Origin of the sequence: Streptomyces sp. BBFR25, assembly GCF_044590125.1 — a bacterium.
Taxonomy (GTDB): domain Bacteria; phylum Actinomycetota; class Actinomycetes; order Streptomycetales; family Streptomycetaceae; genus Streptomyces; species Streptomyces canus_D.
Window position 1 is genome coordinate 1260519 of record NZ_CP172447.1, and the last position, 24461, is coordinate 1284979.

Annotated in this window: 26 protein-coding genes; 17 read left to right on the forward strand and 9 right to left on the reverse strand. The window is 73.9% G+C overall.

Features of this window, described 5'->3' with window-relative positions; all coding sequences use genetic code 11:
- The first annotated feature begins 106 nt into the window (after positions 1 to 106).
- Positions 107 to 2545 carry a right-handed parallel beta-helix repeat-containing protein gene (locus tag ACGH52_RS05560; protein ID WP_399937984.1) on the forward strand — a complete coding sequence of 813 codons (2439 nt, stop codon included), beginning with the start codon at positions 107 to 109 and terminating at the stop codon, positions 2543 to 2545.
- Between the two features lie 48 nt (positions 2546 to 2593).
- Here the strand turns inward: ACGH52_RS05560 and ACGH52_RS05565 are convergent, their stop codons facing one another.
- Positions 2594 to 4951, reverse strand: a complete 2358-nt coding sequence (locus ACGH52_RS05565) for a hypothetical protein (protein ID WP_399937985.1) — start codon at positions 4949 to 4951, stop codon at positions 2594 to 2596.
- 254 nt (positions 4952 to 5205) lie between these two features.
- Here ACGH52_RS05565 and ACGH52_RS05570 point away from each other — a divergent pair, with 254 nt between their 5' ends.
- Complete coding sequence (locus tag ACGH52_RS05570) at positions 5206 to 6030, forward strand: DeoR/GlpR family DNA-binding transcription regulator (RefSeq protein WP_059297404.1); 825 nt, start codon at positions 5206 to 5208, stop codon at positions 6028 to 6030.
- A 102-nt stretch (positions 6031 to 6132) separates the two neighbouring features.
- A complete protein-coding gene (locus ACGH52_RS05575; protein ID WP_399937987.1) occupies positions 6133 to 6606 on the forward strand; it encodes an SRPBCC family protein in 474 nt (157 codons plus the stop codon).
- Between the two features lie 41 nt (positions 6607 to 6647).
- Here the strand turns inward: ACGH52_RS05575 and ACGH52_RS05580 are convergent, their stop codons facing one another.
- Positions 6648 to 7772, reverse strand: coding sequence for a PLP-dependent cysteine synthase family protein (locus ACGH52_RS05580; protein WP_076973108.1), 1125 nt, complete (start codon positions 7770 to 7772; stop codon positions 6648 to 6650).
- A gap of 279 nt (positions 7773 to 8051) precedes the next feature.
- Between ACGH52_RS05580 and ACGH52_RS05585 the strand changes: the two genes are divergently transcribed.
- Entirely contained in the window at positions 8052 to 8375 is a 324-nt protein-coding gene (locus ACGH52_RS05585; RefSeq protein ID WP_059297407.1) for a hypothetical protein, read from the forward strand.
- Between the two features lie 185 nt (positions 8376 to 8560).
- Positions 8561 to 9109: an ATP-binding protein gene (locus ACGH52_RS05590; protein WP_171987029.1), complete on the forward strand. Its 549-nt coding sequence runs from the start codon at positions 8561 to 8563 to the stop codon at positions 9107 to 9109.
- A gap of 96 nt (positions 9110 to 9205) precedes the next feature.
- Here ACGH52_RS05590 and ACGH52_RS05595 read toward each other — a convergent pair whose 3' ends face one another.
- Positions 9206 to 9400: a hypothetical protein gene (locus ACGH52_RS05595; RefSeq protein ID WP_399937990.1), complete on the reverse strand. Its 195-nt coding sequence runs from the start codon at positions 9398 to 9400 to the stop codon at positions 9206 to 9208.
- A gap of 35 nt (positions 9401 to 9435) precedes the next feature.
- Entirely contained in the window at positions 9436 to 9720 is a 285-nt protein-coding gene (locus ACGH52_RS05600) for an SHOCT domain-containing protein (protein ID WP_076973110.1), read from the reverse strand.
- Between the two features lie 193 nt (positions 9721 to 9913).
- Between ACGH52_RS05600 and ACGH52_RS05605 the strand changes: the two genes are divergently transcribed.
- Genes ACGH52_RS05605 through ACGH52_RS05630 form a run of 6 tightly spaced genes read left to right on the forward strand, consistent with a single transcriptional unit; the run spans position 9914 to position 13249 of the window.
- Positions 9914 to 10486, forward strand: a complete 573-nt coding sequence (locus ACGH52_RS05605) for a TetR/AcrR family transcriptional regulator (protein ID WP_121703892.1) — start codon at positions 9914 to 9916, stop codon at positions 10484 to 10486.
- 16 nt (positions 10487 to 10502) lie between these two features.
- Positions 10503 to 10898 carry a cupin domain-containing protein gene (locus ACGH52_RS05610; RefSeq protein WP_121703893.1) on the forward strand — a complete coding sequence of 132 codons (396 nt, stop codon included), beginning with the start codon at positions 10503 to 10505 and terminating at the stop codon, positions 10896 to 10898.
- Between the two features lie 11 nt (positions 10899 to 10909).
- Entirely contained in the window at positions 10910 to 11497 is a 588-nt protein-coding gene (locus ACGH52_RS05615) for a DUF4865 family protein (RefSeq protein WP_121703894.1), read from the forward strand.
- Positions 11494 to 12405 (forward strand): phosphotriesterase, encoded by a 912-nt coding sequence (locus tag ACGH52_RS05620; protein ID WP_076973400.1) that lies wholly within the window; start codon positions 11494 to 11496, stop codon positions 12403 to 12405. The genes ACGH52_RS05615 and ACGH52_RS05620 overlap by 4 nt, the downstream gene beginning before the upstream one ends.
- Before the next feature lie 50 nt (positions 12406 to 12455).
- Entirely contained in the window at positions 12456 to 12857 is a 402-nt protein-coding gene (locus ACGH52_RS05625; protein WP_121703895.1) for a tautomerase family protein, read from the forward strand.
- A complete protein-coding gene (locus tag ACGH52_RS05630; RefSeq protein ID WP_171987030.1) occupies positions 12851 to 13249 on the forward strand; it encodes a VOC family protein in 399 nt (132 codons plus the stop codon). The genes ACGH52_RS05625 and ACGH52_RS05630 overlap by 7 nt, the downstream gene beginning before the upstream one ends.
- A 22-nt stretch (positions 13250 to 13271) precedes the next feature.
- On the opposite strand, the gene ACGH52_RS05635 is transcribed toward ACGH52_RS05630, so the two are convergent.
- Entirely contained in the window at positions 13272 to 14510 is a 1239-nt protein-coding gene (locus tag ACGH52_RS05635) for an ROK family protein (RefSeq protein ID WP_399937994.1), read from the reverse strand.
- Positions 14511 to 14547: 37 nt separating this feature from the next.
- Entirely contained in the window at positions 14548 to 15198 is a 651-nt protein-coding gene (locus tag ACGH52_RS05640; protein ID WP_398345755.1) for an alpha-ketoglutarate-dependent dioxygenase AlkB family protein, read from the reverse strand.
- 77 nt (positions 15199 to 15275) lie between these two features.
- Between ACGH52_RS05640 and ACGH52_RS05645 the strand changes: the two genes are divergently transcribed.
- Positions 15276 to 16505, forward strand: a complete 1230-nt coding sequence (locus ACGH52_RS05645) for a methyltransferase (RefSeq protein ID WP_399937996.1) — start codon at positions 15276 to 15278, stop codon at positions 16503 to 16505.
- A 95-nt stretch (positions 16506 to 16600) separates the two neighbouring features.
- Here ACGH52_RS05645 and ACGH52_RS05650 read toward each other — a convergent pair whose 3' ends face one another.
- Entirely contained in the window at positions 16601 to 17482 is an 882-nt protein-coding gene (locus ACGH52_RS05650) for an SIS domain-containing protein (RefSeq protein ID WP_399937998.1), read from the reverse strand.
- A 126-nt stretch (positions 17483 to 17608) separates the two neighbouring features.
- Here ACGH52_RS05650 and ACGH52_RS05655 point away from each other — a divergent pair, with 126 nt between their 5' ends.
- Positions 17609 to 18388, forward strand: coding sequence for a DeoR/GlpR family DNA-binding transcription regulator (locus ACGH52_RS05655; RefSeq protein WP_059297417.1), 780 nt, complete (start codon positions 17609 to 17611; stop codon positions 18386 to 18388).
- Between the two features lie 20 nt (positions 18389 to 18408).
- Here the strand turns inward: ACGH52_RS05655 and ACGH52_RS05660 are convergent, their stop codons facing one another.
- Positions 18409 to 19386 (reverse strand): hypothetical protein, encoded by a 978-nt coding sequence (locus tag ACGH52_RS05660; RefSeq protein ID WP_399946643.1) that lies wholly within the window; start codon positions 19384 to 19386, stop codon positions 18409 to 18411.
- A gap of 191 nt (positions 19387 to 19577) precedes the next feature.
- Here ACGH52_RS05660 and ACGH52_RS05665 point away from each other — a divergent pair, with 191 nt between their 5' ends.
- The 3 genes from ACGH52_RS05665 to ACGH52_RS05675 all read left to right on the forward strand — a co-directional run bounded on the left by ACGH52_RS05665 (position 19578) and on the right by ACGH52_RS05675 (position 23041).
- Entirely contained in the window at positions 19578 to 19823 is a 246-nt protein-coding gene (locus ACGH52_RS05665) for a heavy-metal-associated domain-containing protein (protein ID WP_076973119.1), read from the forward strand.
- A gap of 78 nt (positions 19824 to 19901) precedes the next feature.
- Complete coding sequence (locus tag ACGH52_RS05670; RefSeq protein ID WP_399938000.1) at positions 19902 to 22163, forward strand: heavy metal translocating P-type ATPase; 2262 nt, start codon at positions 19902 to 19904, stop codon at positions 22161 to 22163.
- 209 nt (positions 22164 to 22372) lie between these two features.
- The gene (locus ACGH52_RS05675) at positions 22373 to 23041 is read left to right on the forward strand and encodes a phosphatase PAP2 family protein (protein WP_210976043.1); all 669 of its coding nucleotides are present in this window, start codon (positions 22373 to 22375) and stop codon (positions 23039 to 23041) included.
- Here the strand turns inward: ACGH52_RS05675 and ACGH52_RS05680 are convergent.
- Positions 23014 to 23466: a phospholipase gene (locus ACGH52_RS05680; RefSeq protein WP_121703901.1), complete on the reverse strand. Its 453-nt coding sequence runs from the start codon at positions 23464 to 23466 to the stop codon at positions 23014 to 23016. The genes ACGH52_RS05675 and ACGH52_RS05680 overlap by 28 nt on opposite strands.
- 392 nt (positions 23467 to 23858) lie before the next feature.
- Here ACGH52_RS05680 and ACGH52_RS05685 point away from each other — a divergent pair, with 392 nt between their 5' ends.
- A complete protein-coding gene (locus ACGH52_RS05685) occupies positions 23859 to 24461 on the forward strand; it encodes a Dps family protein (RefSeq protein WP_121703902.1) in 603 nt (200 codons plus the stop codon).

A 24461-nucleotide genomic window follows, 5' to 3' on the forward strand; every position in this document is an offset into this window, starting at 1 on the left:
GGCTTCGGCCTCCGGTCAACTCACCACCTGCGCGCACGCTACGGTGGACCGGCCGAACCGAATCGGCGACGACCCGCGTACGACGAGGTGGGGGCACAGCAACGCCATGGCACAGGGCACGGTCCAGGTGACGCACACCGGCACCTCGCGGTGGCGGCGCCGCACGGGTGAGTACGCATCGCTCGCCGCCGCCCTGGAGGCCGCGGCCGACGGCGACGTCCTCACCGTCGCCCCCGGGACCTACCGGGAGAACCTCGTGGTCCAGCGGGCGGTGACCCTGCGCGGACCCGAGGGCGCCCAGGGCTCGGTGCGGATCGCGCCGGCCGACGGTGTCCCGCTGACCGTGCGCGCCTCGGCGGTGATCCAGGACCTGCACGTCGAGGGCCAGGACGCGGCGGCGCCCGCGGTGCTGGTGGAGGACGGCACGCCGGAGCTGCTCGGCCTCAGGATCGTCGCGCGTTCCGCCTCCGGGATAGAGGTGCGCGGCAGCGCGCGTCCCACGGTGCGGCGCTGCACCGTCGACAATCCGGCCGGGGTCGGCATCGCCGTCCTGGACGGCGGGGGTGGTGTGTTCGAGGAGTGCGAGGTCGTCGCGGCCGGGCAGGCGGGCGTCGCGGTGCGCTCGGGAGCCCACCCCCGGCTGGAGCGCTGCCGGGTGCACCACGCGGCGGGTTCCGGACTGACGGCCACCGGCGAGGGCACCGCCCTGGAGGCCGTGGGCTGCGAGGTCTACGAGGTCCGCGGCAGCGGCGTGCAGGTGACCGGCCGGGCCACGGCCCACTTGACCGACTGCGACGTGCACCGCACCACCGGCGACGGCGTCACGCTGGACACGGACGCCGTGCTCACCCTGGCCGACTGCCGTATCCACGACATCCCGGAGAACGCGGTCGACCTCAGGTCCCGCTCGGTGCTCACCCTCACCCGCACCAGCGTGCGGCAGTTCGGGCGCAACGGCCTGTCGGTGTGGGACCCGGGCACGCGCGTGGACGCCAACCAGTGCGAGATCTTCGACAGCACCGGCGACTACCCGGCGGTCTGGGTCAGCGACGGCGCCACCGCGGTGCTCGACTCCTGCCGGGTGCACGACGTGCCGGACGCGCTGTTCGTCCTGGACCGCGGCTCGCGCGCGGACGTCGTCGACAGCGACCTCTCCCAGGTGCGCAACACCGCCGTGTCGGTGAGCGACGGCGCCACCGCGCAGCTCGACGACTGCCGTATCCGGGACGCGGCCACCGGCGCGTGGTTCCGCGACCACGGCAGCGGCGGCACCCTGAACAACTGCACCCTGGACGGCAACCGCACCGGTGTCATCGTCACCAAGGGCGCCGACCCCACCATCGAGCGCTGCACCGTCGACTCGCCTTCCGAGGCGGGTGTCTATGTGTCGGCCGGAGGCCGCGGCAGCTTCCTGAACTGCCGGGTCACCGGCAGTGCGGGCTACGGCTTCCACGTGATCGACGGCTGTCGTACGACGCTGAGGAAGTGCCGCACGGAGCGCTGCGCGCGCGGCGGGTACGAGTTCGCGGACGGCGGCCCCGACACGGCGTACGACTCCGGGCCGCTCGTCGAGGACTGCACCAGTGACGAGAGCACCGGCCTGACGGCGCCCGTGGCGCCCGAGCCGGTGGTGCAGACGGCGGCCCAGTCCCCCGGGCTGTTGGGCTCGATCCCCGGGCAGCGCACCACGGAGCAGGAGCCGCTGATCGCGGACACCGCCTCGCAGGAGCCGACGCGGACCTCGAAGGCCGTACTGGGTGAACTGGACGCCCTGGTCGGCCTGGACAGTGTCAAGCGCGAGGTGCGTGCGCTGACCGACATGATCGAGGTGGGGCGGCGCAGGCAGCGGGCGGGGCTGAAGGCCGCGTCGGTCAAGCGGCACCTGGTCTTCACCGGCTCCCCGGGCACCGGCAAGACGACGGTCGCCCGGCTGTACGGCGAGATCCTGGCCTCGCTCGGCGTGCTGGACAAGGGCCACTTGGTCGAGGTGTCCCGGGTGGATCTGGTCGGCGAGCACATCGGTTCCACGGCGATCCGCACCCAGGAGGCGTTCCAGCGGGCGCACGGCGGCGTGCTGTTCATCGACGAGGCGTACGCGCTCTCCCCCGAGGACGCGGGCCGGGATTTCGGCAAGGAGGCCATTGACACGCTGGTCAAGCTGATGGAGGACCAGCGGGAGGCCGTCGTCGTGATCGTCGCGGGGTACACGGCGGAGATGGAGCGTTTCCTGTCCGTCAACCCCGGTGTGGCGTCCCGGTTCTCACGGACCATCACCTTCGGCGACTACGGCCCGGGGGAACTGCTGCGGATCGTGGAGCAGCAGGCGGACGAGCACGAGTACCGGCTGGCGCCGGGGACGGCCGAGGCGCTGACGAAGTACTTCACCGAGATCCCGAAGGGCCCGGCCTTCGGCAACGGCCGCACGGCCCGCCAGACCTTCGAGGCGATGGTGGAGCGGCACGCGAGCCGGGTCGCCCAGTTGCCCGACCCCAGCACGGACGATCTGACCCTGCTGTACCCCGAGGACCTGCCCGGACTGCCGTAGCGGAGCCGCAGGCGGAGCCACAGGCCGAGCCGCCGGGCGGGGCAGATCTCAGCACTCCTCGGTCGCGTCGTCCGCCGCCGGGACGGACGCCGCCGCACCGCCCGTGTGGCGCGGCGCCGGTACCTCCGGTCGCAGCCGGCCCAGCAGCCGTCGGCGTTCCTCGGCGAAGGCCGGGTCCGCCTGGTAGTCGGAGTGGCCGAGGACCGGCGCAGGCAGCGGGTGGAGTTCGGTCCGGCCGTACGTCAGCGGGTCCTTGAGGGGCGCGCGGTCCACCGCGGGGCCCGCGTCGCCGGGCAGTCGCATCGGGCCGCCGATGGGATCGGTGCGCCGGTGGAGGTTGCGCCAGCAGTCGACCTCCTCGTGCAGCGAGGCGAGTGCCTCGGGGCCGAAGTGGGCGGGGAACCAGCGGCCGTACAGCCGCTCCAGCGGGGAGCCGTAGGTGAGCAGGGCGACCCGCTTGCGGGCGGACGGTTCGAGCTGCCAGGACGCGGCGGCGGCCAGGACGCTGCCCTGCGAGTGCCCGGAAATGACCAGCCGCCCGCCGGTGGCCCGGGTCCAGGTCGCCATCCGCCAGGTCAGGTCGGGCACCGCGCGCTCCGCGTAGCACGGCGGTGCGAAGGGGTGCGCGGCGCGCGGCCAGAAGGTGCCGACGTCCCACAGGATGCCGATGGTGCGCCGCGCGGAGGCGTCCTTGTAGGCGCGCCTCCCCCAGGTGACGAACAGTATGAAGCCGACGCCGATCAGCCAGGAGCCCAGCTCCTGCGCGGTCTGCGCGGCTCCCTGGACGACGGTGTAGGTCCCCCGCGCGGCCTCGCCCGGCACCTTCCCGGTCGTCAGGGCGCCCACCAGGGCTCCGGCGCCCAGGAGGAGGGTGGCGGCGGAGGTGATGGCGACGAGGAGCGGCGCCCGGTCGGTGAGTGTGGCCGTGGCGCGGGTGAGGGCGATACGCCGGGTGCGGCCCGGGTCTCCGGTCTCCCCCGGGTGGTCGCGTTCCACGGCGTCCCGTTCCGCGCGGGCCAGGCGCAGGGTGTGCCGGGCAAGCACGGCGCACATCAGCAGCACGACGACGAGCAGCGGCGGGATGACCGACGCCTGCCAGGTCAGCAGGACGGGCGGGCCGTCGAGGAAGGTGCCGGTGCCGTCCATCCAGTCGGAGACACGCTGGGAGACGCCGCCGGACATGACGCCGCCCAGCGCGCAGGCCAGCATGGCGACGGCGGGACCGCCCAGGCCCCGGATCGCGGCGCGGGCGTCGGGGCGGCTGCGGTGGAGCAGGTGGGCGACCACGGCCAGCGCGATGACCAGCAGCCCCTGCACCAGGGCGATGCCGCCGAAGGCCGTGTCACCGGCCAGCCGGCCCGCCGACGTCCATTCCGGGCGGGCCCAGCCGCCGTACAGCAGGGCGAGGACGAGCAGCAGGACGGCGGCGAGCGGCAGCCGGCGTACGAGGTACTCGTCGAGTGTCCGGTCGAGGTGCCGCTCGCTGCGGCCGCGGCGGCACACCACCGCGACCACGGCGACGGCCCCGGCGGCCAGGGCTCCCAGCAGCACCCATCCGAGCGTGTCGAGCAGCGCGGGCCCGCCCGGCCGGCGGTCGAACCGGGCCGCCGGAGCGGCTACCCCCACGGCGACGGTCAGCAGCCCGGCGGCGGTGTGCGCGGCGCGCAGCCGGGCCACCAGGCGGCGCCCGTACCAGAACCCGGGGCGGCCCAGCGCGGCGTGGCGGGCGTCCTCCTCGGAGTCGGCCTCGCGGTCCATCGGCTGCTGGGACTCGTACGCCCGCCAGGTGCGCAGCGACAGGTACCAGAGCAGCCCGGTCAGTGCGGCGGGCACCGCGGCCGCGAGGGCGACCCTGCGGCCGGGCGCGCTCCACCAGCCGCCGTCGGACAGCACCGGCGACAGGAAGCCCAGCCAGGAGTGCCGCTCGGCGCACGCGCGCGTGCCCGCGCACTGCCAGGCCACGAGGTCGAGGGCGACCTCGCAGGCGGCGGCGACGAGGAGCACCGTCAGGGTGAGGGCCGCGAGCCGCAGCAGCAGTCCGTAGAGGCGGACCGTGCGGATCCGGCCCTCGGCGGCGGGGCGCATCCAGTGGGCGATGTTGACCACCATGAAGGGCAGGAGCAGCAGCCACAGGGCGCGGGTGCCGTTGCCGGAGGTGAGGTTGCACCAGACGTAGGCCTCGGGCACCGGCCGGCCCCGGTAGTCCTCGGGCCGGGACTCGGCGTCGGCGTCCTCGGCGCGCCGGAAGACGGCCGCGACGTGGTCGCCGGTGATCCGCACGGTCCGCGGATCGTCCAGCATCTCGGCGGGTGTCGTACCGCCCACTCCGTGTACCAGGAGTTCCAGGGCGGTGCCGCTTCTCGCGTCGGTGCCGTCCGTCCCGGCCCGTTCCTGCGCCTTCTTCACTGTCCGCACTCCCCCGTGACGCGCCGTCGGCTGTGTCCGTGCGGGCACAGGATCTCCCGTCCGCGGGCGTCGTACACCCCTGGGCACGGAATCTCCTCGTTCCGTGTGACCGGTGACGCCCGGCGGCCGGTGGCGCGGGCCCTGGCGGGGCGTGCGAGGATGGGACGTCCGCGCACGGGTGCGGGGAGAAGTCCTCATCGGAGCGAGTGCGGCGGCGTGTCGGACGGTTTTGCGGCGAAAGGACCGAAGCGTACGTGAGTGAGAATCCGAACCTCCTCGCGGAGCAGCGGCGCGCCCTGATCCTCGACGAGGTGCGCCGCCGGGGCGGTGTCCGGGTCAACGAGCTGACCCGCAAGCTCGGCGTGTCGGACATGACGGTCCGCCGCGACCTCGACGCGCTGTCCCGGCAGGGTGTGCTGGAGAAGGTGCACGGCGGAGCGGTCCCGGTGGCGGAGGCGAGCACCCACGAACCGGGGTTCGAGGCCAAGTCGGGTCTGGAGCCGACGGCCAAGGAGGACATCGCGCGGGCCGCCGCGGAGCTGGTCGCGCCGGGCGCCGCGATCGCCCTGTCGGGCGGTACGACGACGTACGCGCTGGCGCACCGGCTGGTGGACGTGCCGGATCTGACGGTGGTCACCAACTCGGTGCGGGTGGCCGACGTGTTCCACGTGGCGCAGCGCACCTCGGGGGCGCGGCAGGGCGGGGCGACGGTGGTGCTCACCGGCGGTGTGCGCACGCCCTCCGACTCGCTGGTGGGCCCGGTCGCCGACCAGGCCGTCGCGACGCTCCACTTCGACATGCTGTTCCTGGGCGTGCACGGGATATCGGCCGAGGCCGGCCTGTCCACGCCGAACCTGGCGGAGGCCGAGACGAACCGGCGTCTGGTGCAGTCGGCACGGCGTGTCGTGGTGGTCGCGGACCACACCAAGTGGGGTGTCGTGGGACTGAGTTCGTTCGCCGCGCTGGAGCAGGTGGACACGCTCGTGACCGACGCGGGCCTGTCGGCGGAGGCTCGCGCGGAGGTCGCCGAGCACCTGGGGCTGATCGTGGCGGGCGAGCCGGAGCCCGCGGCGGACTGACGCCGACGCCCGCCCCGCTGACACCCGGCGCGCCCGGGTCTATCGTGGCGCCACCCGGCCGATCGTCCGCCGTGCGCGGCTTCGCACAAGGGGGTTGTGTCCATGATTCGCCGTCTGCGTCCGGTGGGTCTCGACTTCGTCGAGACGGCGCCGGTGCGCCTGGTCTTCGCGCGGGAGATCGCCGCCGCTCCGGACGCCGTCTTCCGCGCCCTGGCCGAGGACGTGCCCGGCTGGACCGCTTGGTTCTCGGCGGTGACGTTCGCCCGGCCCATCGGTGAGGGAGCGGGGCGCGAGATCCGGCTCAGGGGCGGCACGCGTTTCGTGGAGACGGTGCTGGCGGCAGAGCGGCCCGAGGTGTACGCCTATCGCGTCGACGTCACCAACGCGCCGGGCGCCCGGGCCATGCTCGAGGAGTGGCGGCTGACGCCTGCCGGGACCGGTACGTGGGTGCGCTGGACGTTCGCGGCGGACGGTACGGCGCCGTTCCGCTTCGTGCTGGACCGGGCGCGTCCCGGGCTGGGGCGGGCGTTCCGGGGCGCGGTCACGTCACTGGACCGGCGGCTGCGGCGCCCTTAGCCCGGCGACCGGCGACCGGCGACCGGCGACCGGCGACCGGCTCAGTCGAGCAGGCTGCCGGTGCGCAGCAGGGACTCGATCGCCGCCGTGTACGGCTCGATGTCGAGGCCCTGTTCGGCGAGCCAGGCGTCCGAGTAGTACTTGTCGAGGTACCGGTCCCCCGGATCGCACAGCAGCGTCACGACGCTGCCCCGCTCCCCCGCGGCCACCATCTCGGCGACGATCTTCAGCGCGCTCCACAGACCGGTGCCCGTGGAGCCGCCCGCCTTGCGGCCGATGGCCCGTTCCAGGGAGCGTACGGCCGCGACGCTCGCCGCGTCCGGCACCTTCATCATGCGGTCGATGGCGCCGGGTACGAAGCTCGGTTCCATCCGGGGGCGGCCGATGCCCTCGATCCGGGAGCCCCGGTCGCAGGCCACGTCCGGATCGCCGGTGGTCCAACCCTCGAAGAAGCAGGAGTTGTCCGGGTCGGCGACGCAGACGCGAGTGTCGTACTGCATGTAGTGGACGTAGCGGGCGAGGGTCGCCGAGGTGCCGCCGGTGCCGGCCGTGGCGACGATCCAGGACGGCTCGGGGTACCGTTCCAGCCGCAGTTGGCGGAAGATCGACTCGGCGATGTTGTTGTTGCCGCGCCAGTCGGTGGCGCGTTCGGCGTAGGTGAACTGGTCCATGTAGTGGCCGCCGGTCTCCGCCGCGAGGCGGGCCGACTCCTCGTACATCCGCCGGGAGTCGTCCACGAAGTGGCACCGTCCGCCGTGGAACTCGATCAGGCGGATCTTCTCGGTGCTCGTCGTGCGGGGCATGACGGCGATGAAGGGCACGCCGACCAGGCTCGCGAAGTACGCCTCGGAGACGGCCGTCGAGCCGCTGGACGCCTCGATCACCGGGCGGTCCGGCCGGATCCAGCCGTTGCACAGGCCGTAGAGGAACAGGGAGCGGGCGAGGCGGTGTTTGAGGCTGCCCGTCGGGTGGGTCGACTCGTCCTTCAGGTACAGGTCGATGCCCCAGTGCTCCGGGAGCGGGAACAGGAGCAGGTGGGTGTCGGCCGAGCGGTTGGCGTCGGCCTGGACCTTGCGGACGGCTTCTTTCAGCCAGGCCCGGTAGGCGGCGTCGCTGTGGTCGACGTCGAGGGTGGCGCCGGTGACGGTCTGCCGGTCAGTGCTCACTTCGGGGCTCCTTTGCGCTGCGCGCCGACGGCGGACAGCGCGGCCGACACCTGGATCATAAACACCTTCCACACGCTTCTCACCTGCATAAACACCTCTTTGGGCGCCTCAAAGGCACCCCTGGGGTGTCCGGGTCGACGCGGTGCGGCTGCGACGGGGGGCGCATTCGCGCGAGTGCTCCGGTCGCCCCCGGAAACGGGCGGCGCGTACTGGTGCTCGGTGCGCGGTAGGGGCAGACTGCCAGCGGCGGGAACCGACACGCGCGAGGGGGCGACGGCCATGGCGGAGCCGGAGTTCAGGGCCACGGGGGTGCGGATCGGCAAGCGGCTGCGTTCGCTCACCCGGGCCGGGACGGTCCGGATCAGCGGCGGCCGGGTGGAGTTGCTGACCAGCTACGGCAGTGAGATAGACAGCGCGCCGGTGCAGGCGGTGCGCGCCTCCCGCCCGTGGTTCGCCTCGCAGGACCGGGCGCTGGCCGACCTCGACGGCAAGCGGTACCTGCTGACCCTCGGCGAGCGTGACCCGGCTCCGGGCGAACCGGGCCCGCCCGCGGCCCGCCGCTTCATCGAGGCGGTGCGCAGGGCGTCCGGACGCCGCGCCTGAGAGATGGCCGTAAGTTGCGGTGCCTCACCCCTTGCGTCACGCTGGTCTCACGTCACTCTGGGTTTACCGGCGATAACGCTGCGAACCAGCCCGCCGGCCATGACAGCGGGCGGCGTGCGCCAGGTGCGCCTCGCTGGATCCGAACTCCGTGTTCTTCCGGACCTCTATGTCGGGGAGTCGCAGCCGTGATCACTCACCCAAGCAGACACTGCACGGTGGAGCTCCAAGCCCTGCCGTCGCGGATCGGCCAGGTCCGCAGAATCGTATCTGCGCAATTGCGCTACTGGCATATGGATCTCCTGATCGACCGGGCGGCGCTCGGCGTGACGGAGTTGTTGACCAATGTCCACCTGCATGCCAGGCCCGACAAGACGTGCACCGTGGAGATGGAACTGCTCCTGGACCGGCTCACGGTCTCGGTGCGCGACCACGATCCGCGGCTGCCCGTCGTGGACGACGCCGAGCCCCTCGCGACGTGCGGGCGCGGGCTCGCCATGGTGGCCGCGATGAGCGGCAGCTGGGGCGCCCGGCCGGACGGCGAGTCGGGCAAGGTCGTCTGGTTCACGCTGCCGACGGCGGCCACCCCCGCGCCGGTCACCGCACCGCCGGTGACCGCGCGTCCGCCCCGCCGTCTGGTCGAGGAGGTGCCGGCCGCCGCGTTCGCCGAGGTCGAGCACGCGGTCGACCTCGGCAGCCGCCAACCCGCTCCCGCCCGGTCGGCCGTTGTCGGCTGACCGGGCGGTGACCGTCCGCTGCCGCGGACCGTGCGGCGCGGTGACGGCCGACGTCCGGGACTCCGGTCCGTGCCAGTGGCGGTCGGCGCCCGGTCGTCACCGCTCGGGGCCCATACGGGTCCTGACGGAGCGTCGGCCCGCGGGCCGCAGTCCGGCGACGTGGCAAGACGCCTGCCGGTCGGCGGCCATGGCGGCGCGCTGTACGTCCAGGCGGCCGGGGAAGTCGACGCTGAACCCGTCCAGGGTGCGTACGGCGGTGTCGCCACCGCCGTACACCTTCACGGCGTCCACGCCCCGGGCGGCGGCCCGGGGGACGGTCGTCGTGGTCAGGCCGCACCGCCCTTGCCGGTCCGGCCGAACTGCTCGTCCAGCACGGACAGTCGGCGCCAGTACTCGTCCTCGTCGATCTCGCCGGAGGCGAAGCGGTGGCCGAGCACGGTGATGGGTGAGTTGTCCTCGACGGCGCCCGGCCGTGCGGGGCCGCGGCGTCCGCGCCACACCGTGCGGCGCAGCAGGGTGATGCCGCCGCCGATGACCAGCGCCCAGATCACCGGGAAGAGCAGGATCCACGGGCCGGGCCCGCCGTCGCCGAACTGTGCCAGGGTCTCCATGTCGTCCCACTCCTCGGTCGCGATGTCCTTCGTGTCGCTTCCGAGCCTCGCTCCGGGAGGGGGTCCGGGTCGTCGTACGGCCAGCGGCAGTGTGCGTACCCCGCGGGGAGTACTGCTGGGGCCCGCGTCTGCTTCCTCCGTCTCGTACGCGCCCGCTCGACTTCTGTAACTACTAGTATGTACAGTGCGTTCCATGAGCACCTCGGAACGACTGATCGAGTCCACCCGCGAGCTGCTGTGGGAGCGGGGTTACGTGGGCACCAGCCCCAAGGCGATCCTCGAACGGGCCGGCGCCGGCCAGGGCAGCATGTACCACCACTTCAAGGGCAAGCCCGACCTCGCGCTCGCCGCGATCCGGCGCACGGCCCAGGAGATGCGGGCCACCGCCGAGGCCGTGCTCAACGGTCCGGGGACGCCGTACGAGCGCGTCGAGGCGTATCTGCGGCGCGAGCGCGACGTGCTGCGCGGGTGCCCGGTCGGGCGACTGACGATGGACCCGGACGTGATCGCCGACGACACCCTGCGCGCCCCGGTGGACGAGACCCTCGACTGGCTGCGCGAGCAGATCGCCCAGCTGGTGGAAGAGGGCCGGGAACGGGGCGAGTTCGCGCCCTCGCTGGACGGCGAGGAGATCGCGGCGGCGGTCGTCGCCACCGTCCAGGGCGGCTACGTCCTGGCCCGCGCGTCCGGCTCGCCGGCCGCCTTCGACGCCGGTGTCCGGGGTCTGCTCTCGCTGCTCGCGAGCCACAAGAACGCCACGGCGTAGAGGAGTTCGACGACACATGCACATCACCCGACAGCGCCCCGGGACCGAGCAGGGCGCGCCCGAGAACTTCACCGGCGCGGTATGGCTGGACGAGATCGCCGCTCCCCCGGCCCCCTCCCGGCTGCGCATGTTCGACGTCCACTTCGCGCCCGGCGCGCACACCGCCTGGCACCGCCATCCCCACGGCCAGGTCCTGCACATCCTTCAGGGCGAGGGCCGGGTGCAGCGCAGGGGCGGTGCGGTGGAGGCCGTCCGCGCGGGGGACACCGTGTGGATCGAGCCGGGCGAGTGGCACTGGCACGGGGCCGGGCCGCACACCTTCATGAGCCACCTCGCGGTCGTCGAGGCCGCCGGGGACGGCACGACCACCGAGTGGGGCGCACACGTCGCGTCCGGGGACCGGCACGCCTGAGGGGGTATCCGATGCACGCAATGCAGTACACCTTCACCCTGCCCGCCGACTATCCGATGGACGCCATCAGGCAGCGCGTGGCCCGCACCGGGCACCTGCTGGACGACTGGCCCGGGCTCGGACTCAAGGCGTACCTGATCCGCGAGCGCGACAAGGACGGCTCGCCGGTCAACCAGTACGCGCCGTTCTACCTGTGGCACACCGTGGAGGGCATGAACTCCTTCCTCTGGGAGGGCGCCTTCCAGCGGCCCACCGACGATTTCGGCCGGCCCGCGGTGCGGCAGTGGACGGGCCTCGCGTACGAGGAGGGCGGCGCCGCCGGCACGCCCGCGCGGGTGGCGGTCCTGCGGCGGCGGCCGGTGCCGCAGGGGGCACCGCTGTCGGAGACGGCGGCGGACGCGGTGCGGGAGACCGGGCGGCTGGCGACCGGGGACGGGGCGCTGCTCGCGGCGGCGGTCGTGGACACCGGGCGCTGGGAGCTGGTGCACTTCTCGCTCCACGCGGGCGACGCTCCCGTCGGGGTGGAGGGCGAGGTCTTCCAGGTGCTGCACCTGTCCGAGCCGGGGCGGGCCCTGCTGCCGAGGGGGCGCCAGTGGTGAGCGGTGCCGTCCGCACGGTCCTCGGGGACGTGCCGGGCGGTGAGCTGGGCGTGTGCGACGCCCACGACCATCTGTTCTTCGCCAGCCCCCGGCTGCCCGGCGAGGAGCTGCGCGACGCGGCGGCGGCGCGGGCGGAACTGGCCGCGTTCCGGGAGCGGGGCGGCGGCGCGGTGGTGCAGTGGACGCCGTACGGGCTGGGTCGGCGGGCCGCCGATCTGCCGGTCCTGTCCCGGGAGACCGGTGTCCACGTGGTGGCCGCGACGGGGCTGCACCAGGACGTCCACTACGACGAGGCCACGCTCACCGCGCTGCGGGGCCGGGCCGCGGACGTCTTCGTCGCCGAACTGACGCGGGGCATCGGGACGTCGGGCGTCCGCGCCGGGCTGATCAAGGTGGCGGGCGGTTTCCACGCGCTGGACGCGCACGCGCGGTGGACCATGGCGGCGGCGGCCGAGGCGCACCACGCGACGGGGGCGCCGATCGCCGTGCACCTGGAGCTGGGCACCGGCGCCCTGGACGTACTGGAGCTGCTGTGCGGCGAGTCGGGCGTCCCGCCGCAGAGCGTGATCCTCGGTCACCTCAACCGCTCCCCCGACGCCGTGACGCACCGGCAGGCCGCCGGGTCGGGGTGCTGGCTGGCCTTCGACGGGCCTTCGCGGGGGAACCACGCCACCGACTGGCGGATGCCGGACGCGGTGCGGGACCTCGCCGAGGCGGGGTTCGGCGACCGGCTGCTGCTCGGCGGCGACACGACGACCGCCTCGGCCCGGTCGGTCGACGGCGGTCCGGGCATGCCGTACCTGCTGCGCCGGGTGGCCGCCCGGCTGGCCCTCGCCGTGGGGGACGACCTGGTGCGGCGCATCCTCACCGAGAACCCCGCGCGGGCGTTCGCCGTCGACTGGCGCTGACGCCTCCTCCCGCGGACCCCGTCCCGTCCCCACCCGACAGGAGAACCCTCGTGCCCTTCGTGCGCATCGACGCCCACGGCGGTGACACCGACGACGACCGCCTCGACGCGCTGGGGCGGGCCGTTCACGACGCCCTGGTCGAGACGCTCGGCATTCCGCGTGACGACCGCTTCCAGGTCCTGACCGCCCACGACGCCGCGCGTGGCACCCTGCGCTACGACGACTACCTCGGCGTGCGCCGCGACGAGGGCATCGTCTTCGTGTCGATCACGCTGCGGGCTGGGCGGACGACCGGGCAGAAGCAGGCGCTGTACCGCCGGATCGCCCAACTCGCCGAGGAGTACGCGGGGACGGATCCCCGCAACGTCTTCGTCACCCTGGCCGAGAACACCTCCGCCGACTGGTCGCTGGGCAACGGGCTGGCTCAGTACGTAGGGTCGGGATCATGCTGAGACTCGGAATTCCCGTCATCGGTGTCACGGACATCCCCCGCGCGGTGGCGTTCTGGACGGCGGCGCTGCCTCTGGTCGCCGTGGAGGAGTGGAAGAGCGAGACCTGGCGCACGCTGGAGTACGCGGACGGCTCCGGGCGGGCCCTCGGTCTGCTGCGCAGTGACTCGCCGCCCGAGCCGCGGCCCCGTCTCCACCTCGACCTGTTCACGGACTCGGCCGAGGAGCAGCAGGCGGAGGTGCGGCGGCTGATCGGTCTGGGTGCGCGGGCCGTCGAGTGGGACCTGTACCCGCCCGAACCCGACTTCGTCGTCCTGGCCGACCCGGACGACAACATCTTCTGCGTCGTCGACCTCAGCCATGCCCCGAGCGGCGGCGACCGGCCCGCGGCCTGAGACACGGGCCGCGTTCGGCCGCCTACCCGGGCATGCTCAGCGGGTCGTCCAGAACGGGCTGCCAGGCCAGTTCGGCGGCGCCGACCAGGCTGTTGTGGTCGAGGCCGCAGGGCAGGATCGGCACCCCGCCGCTCTGGCCCCACAGGCTGCGCCCGGCGACGACCGCGCGCAGCCGCTCGGGGTCGGCGTCCAGGAGCGCCCGGTGCAGTCCGCCGAGGATGATGCGGTCCGGGTTGAGGATGTTCACCAGACCGGCGAGGCCCAGGCCGAGCCGGTCGATGAGGGTCTCGGTGGCGGTGCGGACGGCCGGGTCGGCGTAGTGCTCGCGGATCAGGTCGTAGGACTGCTGGAGCAGGGACACCTCCGGTCCCGGCTCGCGGCCGGCCGCCGTGAGGAAGGCCAGCGGGTCGGTCTCCACGTCCAGGCAGCCGCGGCTGCCGCAGTGGCAGGGGCGCCCCTCGGGGTTGACGGCGAGGTGGCCGACCTCCAGGGCGAGCCCGGAACTGCCGGTGTGCAGACGGCCGTCGAGGACCAGCGCACCGCCGACGCCGCGGTGGCCGGTGGCCACGCACAGCAGGTCCCGGGCGCCGCGTCCGGCGCCGTGGCGGTGCTCGGCGAGGGCGGCGAGGTTGACGTCGTTGGCGGCGAAGGCGGGTCCCTCGATGCCGGCCGCCCGCACCTGCTGCGCGAAGATCTCCCGCACGGGCGCGCCCGCGGGCCAGGCCAGGTGCAGCGGGTTCAGGGCCAGGCCGTCCGGTTCCGCGACGGCGGACGGCACGGCGAGTCCGGCGCCGACGCAGCGCCGCCCGGTCTCCCGCAGGAGTTCCGTGCCCGCCTCGACGACCGAGCCCAGCACCTTCGCCGGGTCGGCGTCGACGACCTCGCAGCCGGGCGCGGTGGCGACGATCCGGCCGCCGAGGCCGACCAGGGCAGCGCGGAAACCGTCGGCGTGGATCTGCGTGGCGAGGGCGACCGGCCCGTCCTCAGCGACCGAGAGACGGTGCGAGGGGCGGCCCTGGGAACCTGCCGCCGCGCCGGGCCTGGCGTCCACCCGGATCAGGCCGAGCGCCTCCAGCTCGGCGGCGACCGCACCGGCCGTGGCCCGGGTCACGCCCAGTTCCGCGGTGAGGACGGCCCTGGTGGGGGCGCGTCCGGTGTGCACGAGCTCCAACGCGGGTCCGAGCGCACCGCGCCCCCGGTCCAGCCGCGTCCTCGAGGTGGTCCCTTCCCCCGCCGCCCGGGGGTCCGCCTTGCCGCTCATGAGGGGGAGTCTCCCATGATCCGTCCGCACGGGGTGCCTAGAGCCCGCTGACCCGGAGCGTGATGTTCAGCCGCCCGGCGAGCCCCAACTCGGGCGGCGCGGTGCCCGGGTGCACCTTCGGCACGCCGTGGTACGCGAGCCGGGAGGGGCCGCCGAAGACGAACAGGTCACCGCTGCGCAGCTCGGTGTCGGAGTAGGGGCGGGTGCGGGTCTCGGGGTTGCCGAAGCGGAAGACACAGCTGTCGCCGAGGCTCAGGGAGACCACGGGGGCCTCGGAGCGCTCGTCCGCGTCGCGGTGCATGCCCATCCGGGCGTCGCCGTCGTAGAAGTTGATCAGCGCGATGTCGTACGGCTCCCGGGCCACCGCTTCGGGGCCGAGCGCGTCGGTCACCGCGCGGCGGGCGAGGCCGTCGAGCCAGGCCGGGAAGGGCTTGACCGGGGCGCCGTCGCCGTCGACGGCGGTGGGGGCGTAGCCGTACGGGTACCAGTGCCGTCCGAGGCAGACCTGCCGGGCGGTCATGGTGCCGCCGCCGGGGGTGTGCACCGTGCGGAGTCCGGCCGGGGGGCGGGCCCACGCGCGGCAGGCGGTCAGCAGCTCGCGCTGCCGTTGCGGGGCCAGCCAGTCCGGGACGTGGACGGCGCCGGGCGCGGTCTCGGCCCGGGTCCTGGGGAACAGCTCGGCGTCCATGTCCCCATCCTGCCTCCGCGCCCGGCCTCCCGGGCGGGAGGGGCGCTGAGCTGCGGCTCGGCTAGCCTGGAGCAACGATGAACGACCGCAGCACGAACGACAGCGACGACCACAGCGACCGCAGCGACCGCAGCGACCGCAGCGACCGTCTGACGACGCCCTGGGGCGAGCACGCGCTGTCCCGCTTCCCCGAGGACCCGCGCGAGAGGCTCCGCGCCTGGGACGCCTCCGACGCGTACCTGCTGGGGCACCTCGCGGAGCGGCAGGTCCCCCTCGACGGCGCGGTCGTGGTCGTCGGCGACCGCTGGGGAGCGCTGGTGACGGCACTGGCGGCGCACCGGCCGGTGCAGATCACCGACTCGCACCTCACGCGCGAGGCGACGCGGCTCAATCTGGAGCGCAGCGGTGCCGAACCGGGCTCGGTGCGCCTGCTCACCACCCAGGACCCGCCGCCGGACCGCGTCGACGTGCTGCTGGTGCGGGTGCCGAAGAGCCTGGCGCTGCTGGAGGACCAGCTGCTTCGGCTGGCGCCGTCGCTGCACGAGGGCACGGTCGTGGTCGGCACCGGGATGGTGAAGGAGATCCACACCTCGACGCTCCGGCTGTTCGAGCGGATCGTCGGCCCGACCCGGACCTCGCCGGCCGTGCGGAAGGCCCGGCTGATCTTCGCCGAGCCCGATCCCGCGCTGCGGCGGCCCCCCAACCCCTGGCCGCTCGGCTACCGGCTCCCCGAGGACGTCGGACCGCTCCTCGCCGGCAGGCCCGTCGTCAACCACGCCGGGGTCTTCTGCGCCGACCGGCTCGACATCGGCACCCGCTTCTTCCTCCGGCATCTGCCGGAGCCCGGAGCCTTCCGGCGGGTGGTGGACCTGGGCTGCGGCAACGGTGTGGTCGGTACGGCGGTGGCGCTGGCCGATCCCGACGCGGAGCTGCTGTTCACCGACGAGTCGTTCCAGGCCGTCGCCTCGGCCCGGGCGACGTACCGGGCGAACGAGGCCGCGGGCCGGGCGAACGACGCCGCGGGCCGGGCGGAGTTCCGGGTCGGCGACGGGCTGGCCGGGGTGCCGGACGGCAGTGTCGACCTGGTGCTCAACAACCCGCCGTTCCACTCCCACCAGGCGACGACCGACGCCACGGCGTGGCGGATGTTCACCGGGGCGCGGCGAGTGCTGCGCCCCGGCGGTGAACTGTGGGTGGTCGGCAACCGGCACCTGGGCTACCACGTCAAGCTGCGGCGCCTGTTCGGCAACAGCCGGCTGGTGGCGAGCGACCGGAAGTTCGTGGTGCTGAAGGCGGTCAAGGAGTAGTGCGAAGAGGGGGAGCCCCCCCCCGACTCGGCCTCGATCCAGAGACCTTGGGAGTGGGCCGTCTGCTGCACCAGGCCGCGGACGTACGGCGGGTGTCAGGGGGCGAGGACGACCGAGCGGGTCAGGTGGCGCGGGCGGTCCGGGTCGAGGTCGCGGGCGGCTGAGACGGCGACGGCGAGGCGCTGGGCGCGGACCAGTTCGGCCAGCGGGTCCAGTTCACCGGCCACCCACGTCGCGCCGGTCCGCGCGACCTGCTCGGCCAGGCCCTCGGGCGCCTCGCCGAACATCCAGGTCGCCGTGCCCGCGGTGCTGATGCTGATGGGGCCGTGCCGGTACTCCATCGTCGGGTAGGCCTCCGTCCAGGACAGCGAGGCCTCGCGCATCTTCAGGCCCGCCTCGTTGGCCAGTCCGACGGTCCAGCCCCGGCCGAGGAAGGTGAACTGGGTGCACTCGACGAGCCCTTCGGGCAGCTCGGCGGCGAGCGCGGTGCGGCCGTCGGCGACGACGGCCTCGGTGTGCAGGCCCAGGTGGGCGCGGAGCAGGGTGAGCGCGGTGGTCGCGAACCGCGTCTGGACGACGGACCGTTCGTCGGCGAAGTCGAGGACTACCACGTCGTCGGCGGCGGTCATGACGGGGGTCCGGGGGTCGGCGGTGAGCGCGACGGTGCGGGTGCGGCCCTTCAGCTCCGAGAGCAGCACCAGCACTTCGGTGGTGGTGCCGGAGCGGGTGAGGGCCACGACCCGGTCGTACGCCCGTCCCCGTGGGAACTCGGAGGCGGCGAACGCGTCCGTCTCGCCCAGGCCCGCCTCCTCGCGCAGCGCCGCGGCCGACTGCGCCATGAAGTACGAGGTGCCGCAGCCGATGATCGCCACCCGCTCCCCCGCCGTCGGCAGCGCCGCCGTGTGGCGCGCCGCCTCGGCCGCGGCGCGCGTCCAGCATGCGGGCTGGCTGTTGAGCTCGTCCTCGACATACGTCATGTCGCACACTCCCCGCACCCGGACTGATTGTTCCTGCAAGGTATAGGGATCTTTCGAGCACTATCAAGCAATCTGGGGAAGAGTGCGGTGCGCTAGGGTCGGCGGGGTCGAGGAACGGAGGCGCGGATGTCGCGCGACGCCCGCTGGAAGGCGCTGCTGGAACTGCTCGTGGAGCGCGGCCGGCTGGACGTCGAGGAGGCGGCGACCGAGCTGGAGGTCTCGGCCGCGACGATCCGCCGCGACTTCGACCGGCTCGCCGAGCAGCAGATGCTGGTGCGCACGCGCGGTGGCGCGGTCGTCCACGGAGTGTCGTACGAACTGCCGCTGCGCTACAAGACCGCCCGCCGCGCCTCGGAGAAGCAGCGCGTCGCGCAGGCGGTCGCCGCTCTGGTGGCGCCCGGTGAGGCGGTGGGACTGACCGGGGGCACGACCACCACGGAGGTGGCGCGGGCCCTGGCCGTGCGCGCCGACCTGGCCTCCGGGACGCCCGCGCTGACCGTGGTCACCAACGCGCTCAACATCGCCAACGAGCTGGCCGTCCGGCCCCAGTTCAAGATCGTGGTGACCGGCGGCGTGGCCCGGGCGCAGTCGTACGAGCTGATCGGGCCGCTCGCGGACGGTGTACTGGGGCAGGTGACCCTCGACGTGGCGGTGCTGGGCGTCGTCGCCTTCGACGTCGCGCACGGCGCCGCGGCCCACGACGAGGCGGAGGCCGCGATCAACCGGCTGCTGTGCGAGCGCGCCGAGCGGGTGGTCGTGGCCGCCGACTCCAGCAAGCTGGGCCGGCGGGCGTTCGCCCGGATCTGCGCGACCGGGTCGGTGGACACGCTGGTGACGGACGGCGCCGCCGACCCGGAGCTGGTGCGCGGGTTCGAGGAGGCCGGAGTCCGGGTCGTCACGGCCTGACGGCCCGGCGGGGGTGCCGGTCAGTGCCCGTGGCCGTCGGTGTGGTCCGGCGTCGTGGTCGGGGCGGTGTGCGGCGCGTCCGACGCCGTTGCGGCGCGCACGGTGAACGCCGCGGTGTGGACCTCGCCCCCGTGCCGGAAGTCCAGGAAGAGGCGGTAGGTGCCGTCGCTGGGCGCTGTGGCCGTGAAGGAGATCTCCGGGCCGGGCTCGGTGGTGCCGTCGCCGGGTTCGCCGTTCGGGTGGACGTGGAGGTAGGCGAGGTCTCCGGAGCGCAGGGCGACGAGGTGGCCGTAGGCGCCCAGGTAGGGCTGGAGGTCGCCCACGGGTTCGCCGTCGCGGGTCACCTTCAGCTTCAGCTCGCTCGCCTTGCCGGGGCGCAGGGAACCGGCGAGTTCGACCTGGTAGCCGTCGGCCCGGGCCGTGCTGCTCGGGGCGGGCAGCCGCGCCGGTTCGTAGCGGCCGGAGGCGGCCAGGTCGGCGCCGAGGGTGAGGTTCTGCGCGTACTCGCCCGCCGGGGTGAAGTCGGCGAAGACCCGGTAGCCGCCCGCCGCGGGCAGGTCGACGGGTGTGCTCCAGGTGCCGTCGGCGGCACGGGCGGGGTGCAGGTGGCGGTAGGTGACCAGGTCGCGTGAGGCCAGGACGAGGTGGAGTTCCTTGTCGTGCTCCCGCTGGTACGCGGTGACCGGCTCGCCGCTCGCGTCCCGGACCGTGAAGCGCAGTTCGGTGCGCTGACCGGCGGTGACGCGCGGGGTGGCGAGGTCGAGGGTGTAGCCGCCCTCGGAGATCCGCAGGCCGCCGGCCGGGGAGTTCTCGTGGCCGCCGCTCTCCTCCGGCCGCGCGGTCGGCTCACCCGGGCCGCCCCGCTCGTCGTGCTCGTCGTGGGGCGCGGGTGCGCCGTCCGCCACGATCGGGTCCACTGCGGTGCCGACGCCGTAGGCGGTGCCGAAGGTCGCGGCCAGAGCGGCGGCGAAGGCGGTGATCCTCAGTCCGGTGTGCATGACGGTCGTCTCCTCGAGTTGCGGGGCTCCGGGTCGCACGGAGACCTCCTCATGCACTTCACCATACCCCTGGGGGGTACCGAGTCAAGTCGCTCCGACACTTGCTTTGCCTACCCCCCAGGGGTATACATGGACCTCGCCGGGCGGATACCCCCGCCCCGTATACGTTCCGCGACCCTCCGGAGGAAGCCATGTCCTCGACCGTCACCACTCCCGCCGTCTCCCCCGTCACCGCGACCTACGCCGTCGCCGGCATGAGCTGCGGTCACTGCGCCGCGACGCTCACCCGGGTGATCGGCGAGCTGGACGGTGTGACCGGTGTCGACGTCCAGCTCGACACCGGCCGGGTCACCGTGACCGCCACCGCCGAGCCGGACGACGCCACGATCGCCGAGGTGGTCGACGAGGCCGGCTACGAGCTGACCGGCCGCGTCTGACCGACCCGCACTCCCCCGCCGAACCGCCGGGACCCGCGACGCCGGGTCCCGGCCGACGACCCCGCATCAGGAGCAGCCATGACCACCAGTAGCACCAGCGCACCGGCCGAGGTGGAACTCGCCATCGGCGGCATGACCTGTGCCTCGTGCGCCGCCCGGATCGAGAAGAAGCTCAACCGGATGGACGGGGTCACCGCGACCGTCAACTACGCGACGGAGAAGGCGAAGGTCAGCTATGCCGGTGACGTGTCCGTCCCGGAGCTGATCGCCACGGTCGAGGCGACCGGGTACACGGCCCGCGAACCCGAGCCGGTGCGCACCGGGTCCGAGTCCGGGCCGGAGGGCACCGAGACCGGCGACGAGCTGCGCCCCCTGCGGGAGCGGCTGGTGACGGCGGTGGTGCTGGCGGTCCCGGTGATCGCGATGGCGATGGTGCCGGCGCTGCAGTTCGAGTACTGGCAGTGGCTGTCCCTGACCCTGGCGGCGCCCGTGGTGACGTACGCGGCCTGGCCCTTCCACAAGGCCGCGTTCACCAACGCCCGGCACGGCGCCGCCACCATGGACACCCTGATCTCGGTCGGCACGTCGGCGGCGTTCCTGTGGTCGCTGTGGGCGCTGTTCCTCGGCACCGCGGGCACGCCCGGCATGACCCATCCCTTCGAGCTGACCGTCGCGCGCGGCGACGGCTCCGGGAACATCTACCTGGAGGCCGCGGCCGGGGTGACCGCCTTCATCCTCGCCGGGCGCTACTTCGAGGCCCGTTCCAAGCGCACGGCCGGCGCCGCGCTGAAGGCCCTGCTGGAGCTGGGCGCCAAGGACGTCACGGTCCTGCGGAGCGGGCGCGAGGAGCAGATCCCGGTCGGGGACCTGAAGGCCGGCGACCGTTTCCTGGTCCGCCCCGGTGAGAAGATCGCGACCGACGGCACGGTCGTCGAGGGCACTTCGGCCGTCGACGCGTCGATGCTCACCGGAGAGTCGGTGCCGGTCGAGGTCGGCGTGGGCGACGGGGTCACCGGTGCGACCGTGAACGCGGGCGGTCGGCTGGTGGTCGAGGCGACGCGGGTCGGCGCGGACACGCAGCTGGCGCGGATGGCCAGGCTGGTCGAGGACGCCCAGAACGGCAAGGCCGCCGCCCAGCGGCTCGCCGACCGCGTCTCCGGTGTCTTCGTCCCCGTCGTGATCGCACTCGCGCTGGCCACCCTCGGCTTCTGGATCGGCAACGGCTCCGGGCTGACCGCCGCGTTCACCGCCGCCGTCGCCGTACTGATCATCGCCTGCCCCTGCGCGCTGGGGCTGGCCACTCCGACCGCGCTGATGGTCGGCACCGGGCGCGGCGCACAGCTCGGCATCCTCATCAAGGGTCCCGAGGTCCTGGAGTCCACCCGCAAGGTCGACACCATCGTCCTGGACAAGACCGGGACCGTCACCACCGGCCGCATGACACTGCTCGCCGTGCACACCGCGGAAGGCACCGAGGAGGCCGAAGTCCTGCGGCTGGCCGGGGCGTTGGAACACGCCTCGGAGCACCCGATCGCGCGGGCGGTGGCCGCGGGCGCCGCCGAACGGGTCGGCACCCTGCCCGCTCCCGAGGACTTCGCCAACGTGCCCGGTCTCGGCGTCCAGGGCGTCGTCGAGGGCCACGCCGTCCTGGTGGGCCGCGAGCAGCTGCTCGCCGAGTGGGCCATGGAGCTGCCCGCCGACCTGGCCCGGAGCAAGGCCGAGGCGGAGCGGGCCGGCCGCACCGCGATCGCCGTGGCCTGGGACGGCGAGGCCAGGGCCGTCCTGGAGGTGGCCGACGCGGTCAAGGACACCAGTGCCGAGGCCGTCACCCGGCTGCGGGCGCTGGGCCTGACGCCGGTCCTCCTCACCGGCGACAACCGGGCCGTCGCCGAGGCCGTGGCCGCGGAGGTCGGCATCGCTCCCGAGCACGTGATCGCCGAGGTCATGCCCGAGGACAAGGTCGACGTCGTCCAGCGCCTCCAGGGCGAGGGGCGTTCGGTGGCGATGGTCGGCGACGGCGTCAACGACGCCGCCGCGCTGGCCCAGGCCGACCTGGGGCTCGCCATGGGCACCGGCACCGACGCCGCCATCGAGGCGGGCGACCTCACCCTCGTCCGCGGGGACCTGCGCGCCGCCGCCGACGCCATCCGGCTGGCCCGCAGGACCCTCGGCACCATCAAGTCCAACCTGTTCTGGGCCTTCGCCTACAACGTCGCCGCCCTGCCGCTCGCCGCCGCCGGACTCCTCAACCCGATGATCGCCGGGGCGGCCATGGCCTTCTCCTCCGTCTTCGTCGTCGGCAACAGCCTGCGTCTGCGGGGCTTCAAGGCCGCGGACTGACCCACCGCCGCCCTACCGGGCCGTCGGCCGACCCCGTGCGGGCCGGCCGGCGGCCCGCCGCCGCGTGGACGCCTGCCCGGCCGGACCGCACCGCCCGGACCGGGCCCCGTACCCACTCGGCGTCCCCCGGACGGGCCCCGCCCACGCGCCGCCGGGTCCGTCGACGACGAGCATGGTCCGGGTCCCGTCTCCCCGCGGAGCAGGAGCCCATGAACCGGCCGACCCACGCCGACGACGTCACCCGTGGCCCGCTCGGGCCGCCCCCCGGTCCCGGGTCCGCGCCCCGGCGCGCCCTCGCGGCCGTGCTCGGGGAGCTGCGTGCCGTGGACGGCGCGCTGTACGCGGCGGTGGCCGCCACGTCCACACCCACGCTCGACCGGGCGCTGCGGCGCCTGTCCCACGCCGCGGACCATTCGAAGCTCTCGCTCGGGATCGCCGCGGCGCTCGCGCTGAGCGGTGCGCGGGCGCGGCGGGCGGCGCTCGTCGGCGTGGCGGCGGTCGCCGTGGCGTCGGCCGCGACGAACCTGCTGGGCAAGCGCCTGGTGCACCGGGCCCGTCCGGACCGGGAGGCGGCGCGGGTGACGGTGGACCGGTATGTGCCGATGCCCGCGTCGGCGTCGTTCCCGTCGGGGCACACGGCCGCGGCGGTCGCGTTCGCCACGGCCGTCGGCGTCGTCCTGCCCGAGGCCGCCGTACCGCTCGGAGCGCTGGCGAGCGCCGTCGGCTACTCCCGGGTCCACACCGGCGTGCACTACCCCGGTGACGTCGCCGCGGGCGCCGTCCTGGGCATCGCCAGTGCGGCGGCCGCGCTGGCGGCGGCGACGTCGGCTCCGGCGCCCGGCCGGGCTCGTCAGCCGAGCACCTTCACCGCCTGGTAGTACGTCCAGGCCGTGCTGTTGCAGGCGGTCTTGGTGGCGCCGCCGTAACCGGCGCAGACGCGCTTGAGGTCCTCGTAGAAGGCGCTGTCGAGCCGGGACTTGTTGGCGCTGAAGGTGCCCGCGTCCTTGTAGTTGCGGTAGCCGAAGTCGTGCCGTGCGCAGGAGGTGCTGAAGGGGAAGCCGAACGGGTTGTCCGGCGAGGAGGAGCAGTAGTCGGTGGTCCAGTCGAAGCCGTAGGCGGACCAGGCGGCCTGGTTCGCCCGCGCGGCGGCCCAGGCGTTGTGGCTGGACGCGCTGGTCTGCGTCCAGCTCGCGAGGACCTGTGCCTTGTCGGCGGGAGCGGCGTCGGCGGCCGCGGCGGTGGCGACGACGGTGGTCACGGCCAGGGTCGCGGCGGTGAGTCCGGTGGCGAGTCTGCGGTGCATTCCCACACCTCCATGAGGATGCGGCCCGCCCCTCGGACCGCAGGTTCATGTCAAGATGATGCGCAGGTCCACCCCCCGTTCACACCTCGCCCGGCCCAACTCGCTGTGAACATCTCGGCTTTGAAGCCCGTTACGCCCACGCGCACCGGACGTCCGGTGAAGGCCGCCTCGTCCGCCGGTGGCGACCGGTTCGGCTCGGTCGGCGTGGGCGGCACGCGCACGCCGGTGAAAAAGCACTCTCGGGCCGGGCCGTCCCTGAGCGGGGAGCGATGGCCCGGACAACCCTCACCGTTTGCGGGCCGGGCGTACGGCTGGTCGACTGTCGCGGGGGGACCGGGGCCGGCGGTATCGCGGCGGCCCACCCTTCAGTCCTCTCCGGAAGGAGTCCAGGCGTGAGTTCCCCGAAGCCGAAGCCCTCGTCGTCCGCGGAGCACCGGTCGGACGGCAGCCAGCCCTGGCTGCACCAGAAGGGCCGGACCATTCAGGAGTTCGGCACCGTCAAGCAGTTCCCCGTGGCCCTGACCATGGAGACCCGGCTCTACTCCTGCCAACGGCTCAACAAGGTCCTGGCGGACACCCGGATCCTCCACGATCTGTACAAGAAGTACCACTGGCTCATGCGCGGGGCGACGTTCTACCAACTGCACCTGCTGCTGGACAAGCACGCCGGTGAGCAGCTGGAGCTGATCGACACCGTCGCCGAGCGCGTCCAGACGCTCGGCGGCGTCGCGGTCGGCGACCCCCGGCACGTCGCCGAGATCACCACCGTGCCGCGCCCGCCGGACGGGGTGGAGGAGGTGCCGTCGATGCTCTCGCGGCTGCTGGAGGCGCACGAGCTGATCCTGACGGAGTGCCACGACGCGGCGGCCCGCACCCAGGAGTACGGCGACGACGGCACCAACGACCTGCTGGTCTCCGAGGTCGTACGCACCAACGAACTCCAGGCGTGGTTCGTGGCGGAACACCTCGTGGACACGCCGCTGGTCCACGCCTGA

Coding starts and splice junctions, on each gene's coding strand:
- ACGH52_RS05560 (WP_399937984.1), top strand. CDS start 107: ATGGCACAGGGCACGGTCCAGGTGACGCACACCGGCACCTCGCGGTGG.
- ACGH52_RS05575 (WP_399937987.1), top strand. CDS start 6,133: ATGATTCGCCGTCTGCGTCCGGTGGGTCTCGACTTCGTCGAGACGGCG.
- ACGH52_RS05585 (WP_059297407.1), top strand. CDS start 8,052: ATGGCGGAGCCGGAGTTCAGGGCCACGGGGGTGCGGATCGGCAAGCGG.
- ACGH52_RS05600 (WP_076973110.1), bottom strand. CDS start 9,720: ATGGAGACCCTGGCACAGTTCGGCGACGGCGGGCCCGGCCCGTGGATC.
- ACGH52_RS05605 (WP_121703892.1), top strand. CDS start 9,914: ATGAGCACCTCGGAACGACTGATCGAGTCCACCCGCGAGCTGCTGTGG.
- ACGH52_RS05610 (WP_121703893.1), top strand. CDS start 10,503: ATGCACATCACCCGACAGCGCCCCGGGACCGAGCAGGGCGCGCCCGAG.
- ACGH52_RS05615 (WP_121703894.1), top strand. CDS start 10,910: ATGCACGCAATGCAGTACACCTTCACCCTGCCCGCCGACTATCCGATG.
- ACGH52_RS05630 (WP_171987030.1), top strand. CDS start 12,851: ATGCTGAGACTCGGAATTCCCGTCATCGGTGTCACGGACATCCCCCGC.
- ACGH52_RS05635 (WP_399937994.1), bottom strand. CDS start 14,510: ATGAGCGGCAAGGCGGACCCCCGGGCGGCGGGGGAAGGGACCACCTCG.
- ACGH52_RS05640 (WP_398345755.1), bottom strand. CDS start 15,198: ATGGACGCCGAGCTGTTCCCCAGGACCCGGGCCGAGACCGCGCCCGGC.
- ACGH52_RS05645 (WP_399937996.1), top strand. CDS start 15,276: ATGAACGACCGCAGCACGAACGACAGCGACGACCACAGCGACCGCAGC.
- ACGH52_RS05650 (WP_399937998.1), bottom strand. CDS start 17,482: ATGACGTATGTCGAGGACGAGCTCAACAGCCAGCCCGCATGCTGGACG.
- ACGH52_RS05655 (WP_059297417.1), top strand. CDS start 17,609: ATGTCGCGCGACGCCCGCTGGAAGGCGCTGCTGGAACTGCTCGTGGAG.
- ACGH52_RS05660 (WP_399946643.1), bottom strand. CDS start 19,386: ATGCACACCGGACTGAGGATCACCGCCTTCGCCGCCGCTCTGGCCGCG.
- ACGH52_RS05665 (WP_076973119.1), top strand. CDS start 19,578: ATGTCCTCGACCGTCACCACTCCCGCCGTCTCCCCCGTCACCGCGACC.
- ACGH52_RS05670 (WP_399938000.1), top strand. CDS start 19,902: ATGACCACCAGTAGCACCAGCGCACCGGCCGAGGTGGAACTCGCCATC.
- ACGH52_RS05675 (WP_210976043.1), top strand. CDS start 22,373: ATGAACCGGCCGACCCACGCCGACGACGTCACCCGTGGCCCGCTCGGG.
- ACGH52_RS05680 (WP_121703901.1), bottom strand. CDS start 23,466: ATGCACCGCAGACTCGCCACCGGACTCACCGCCGCGACCCTGGCCGTG.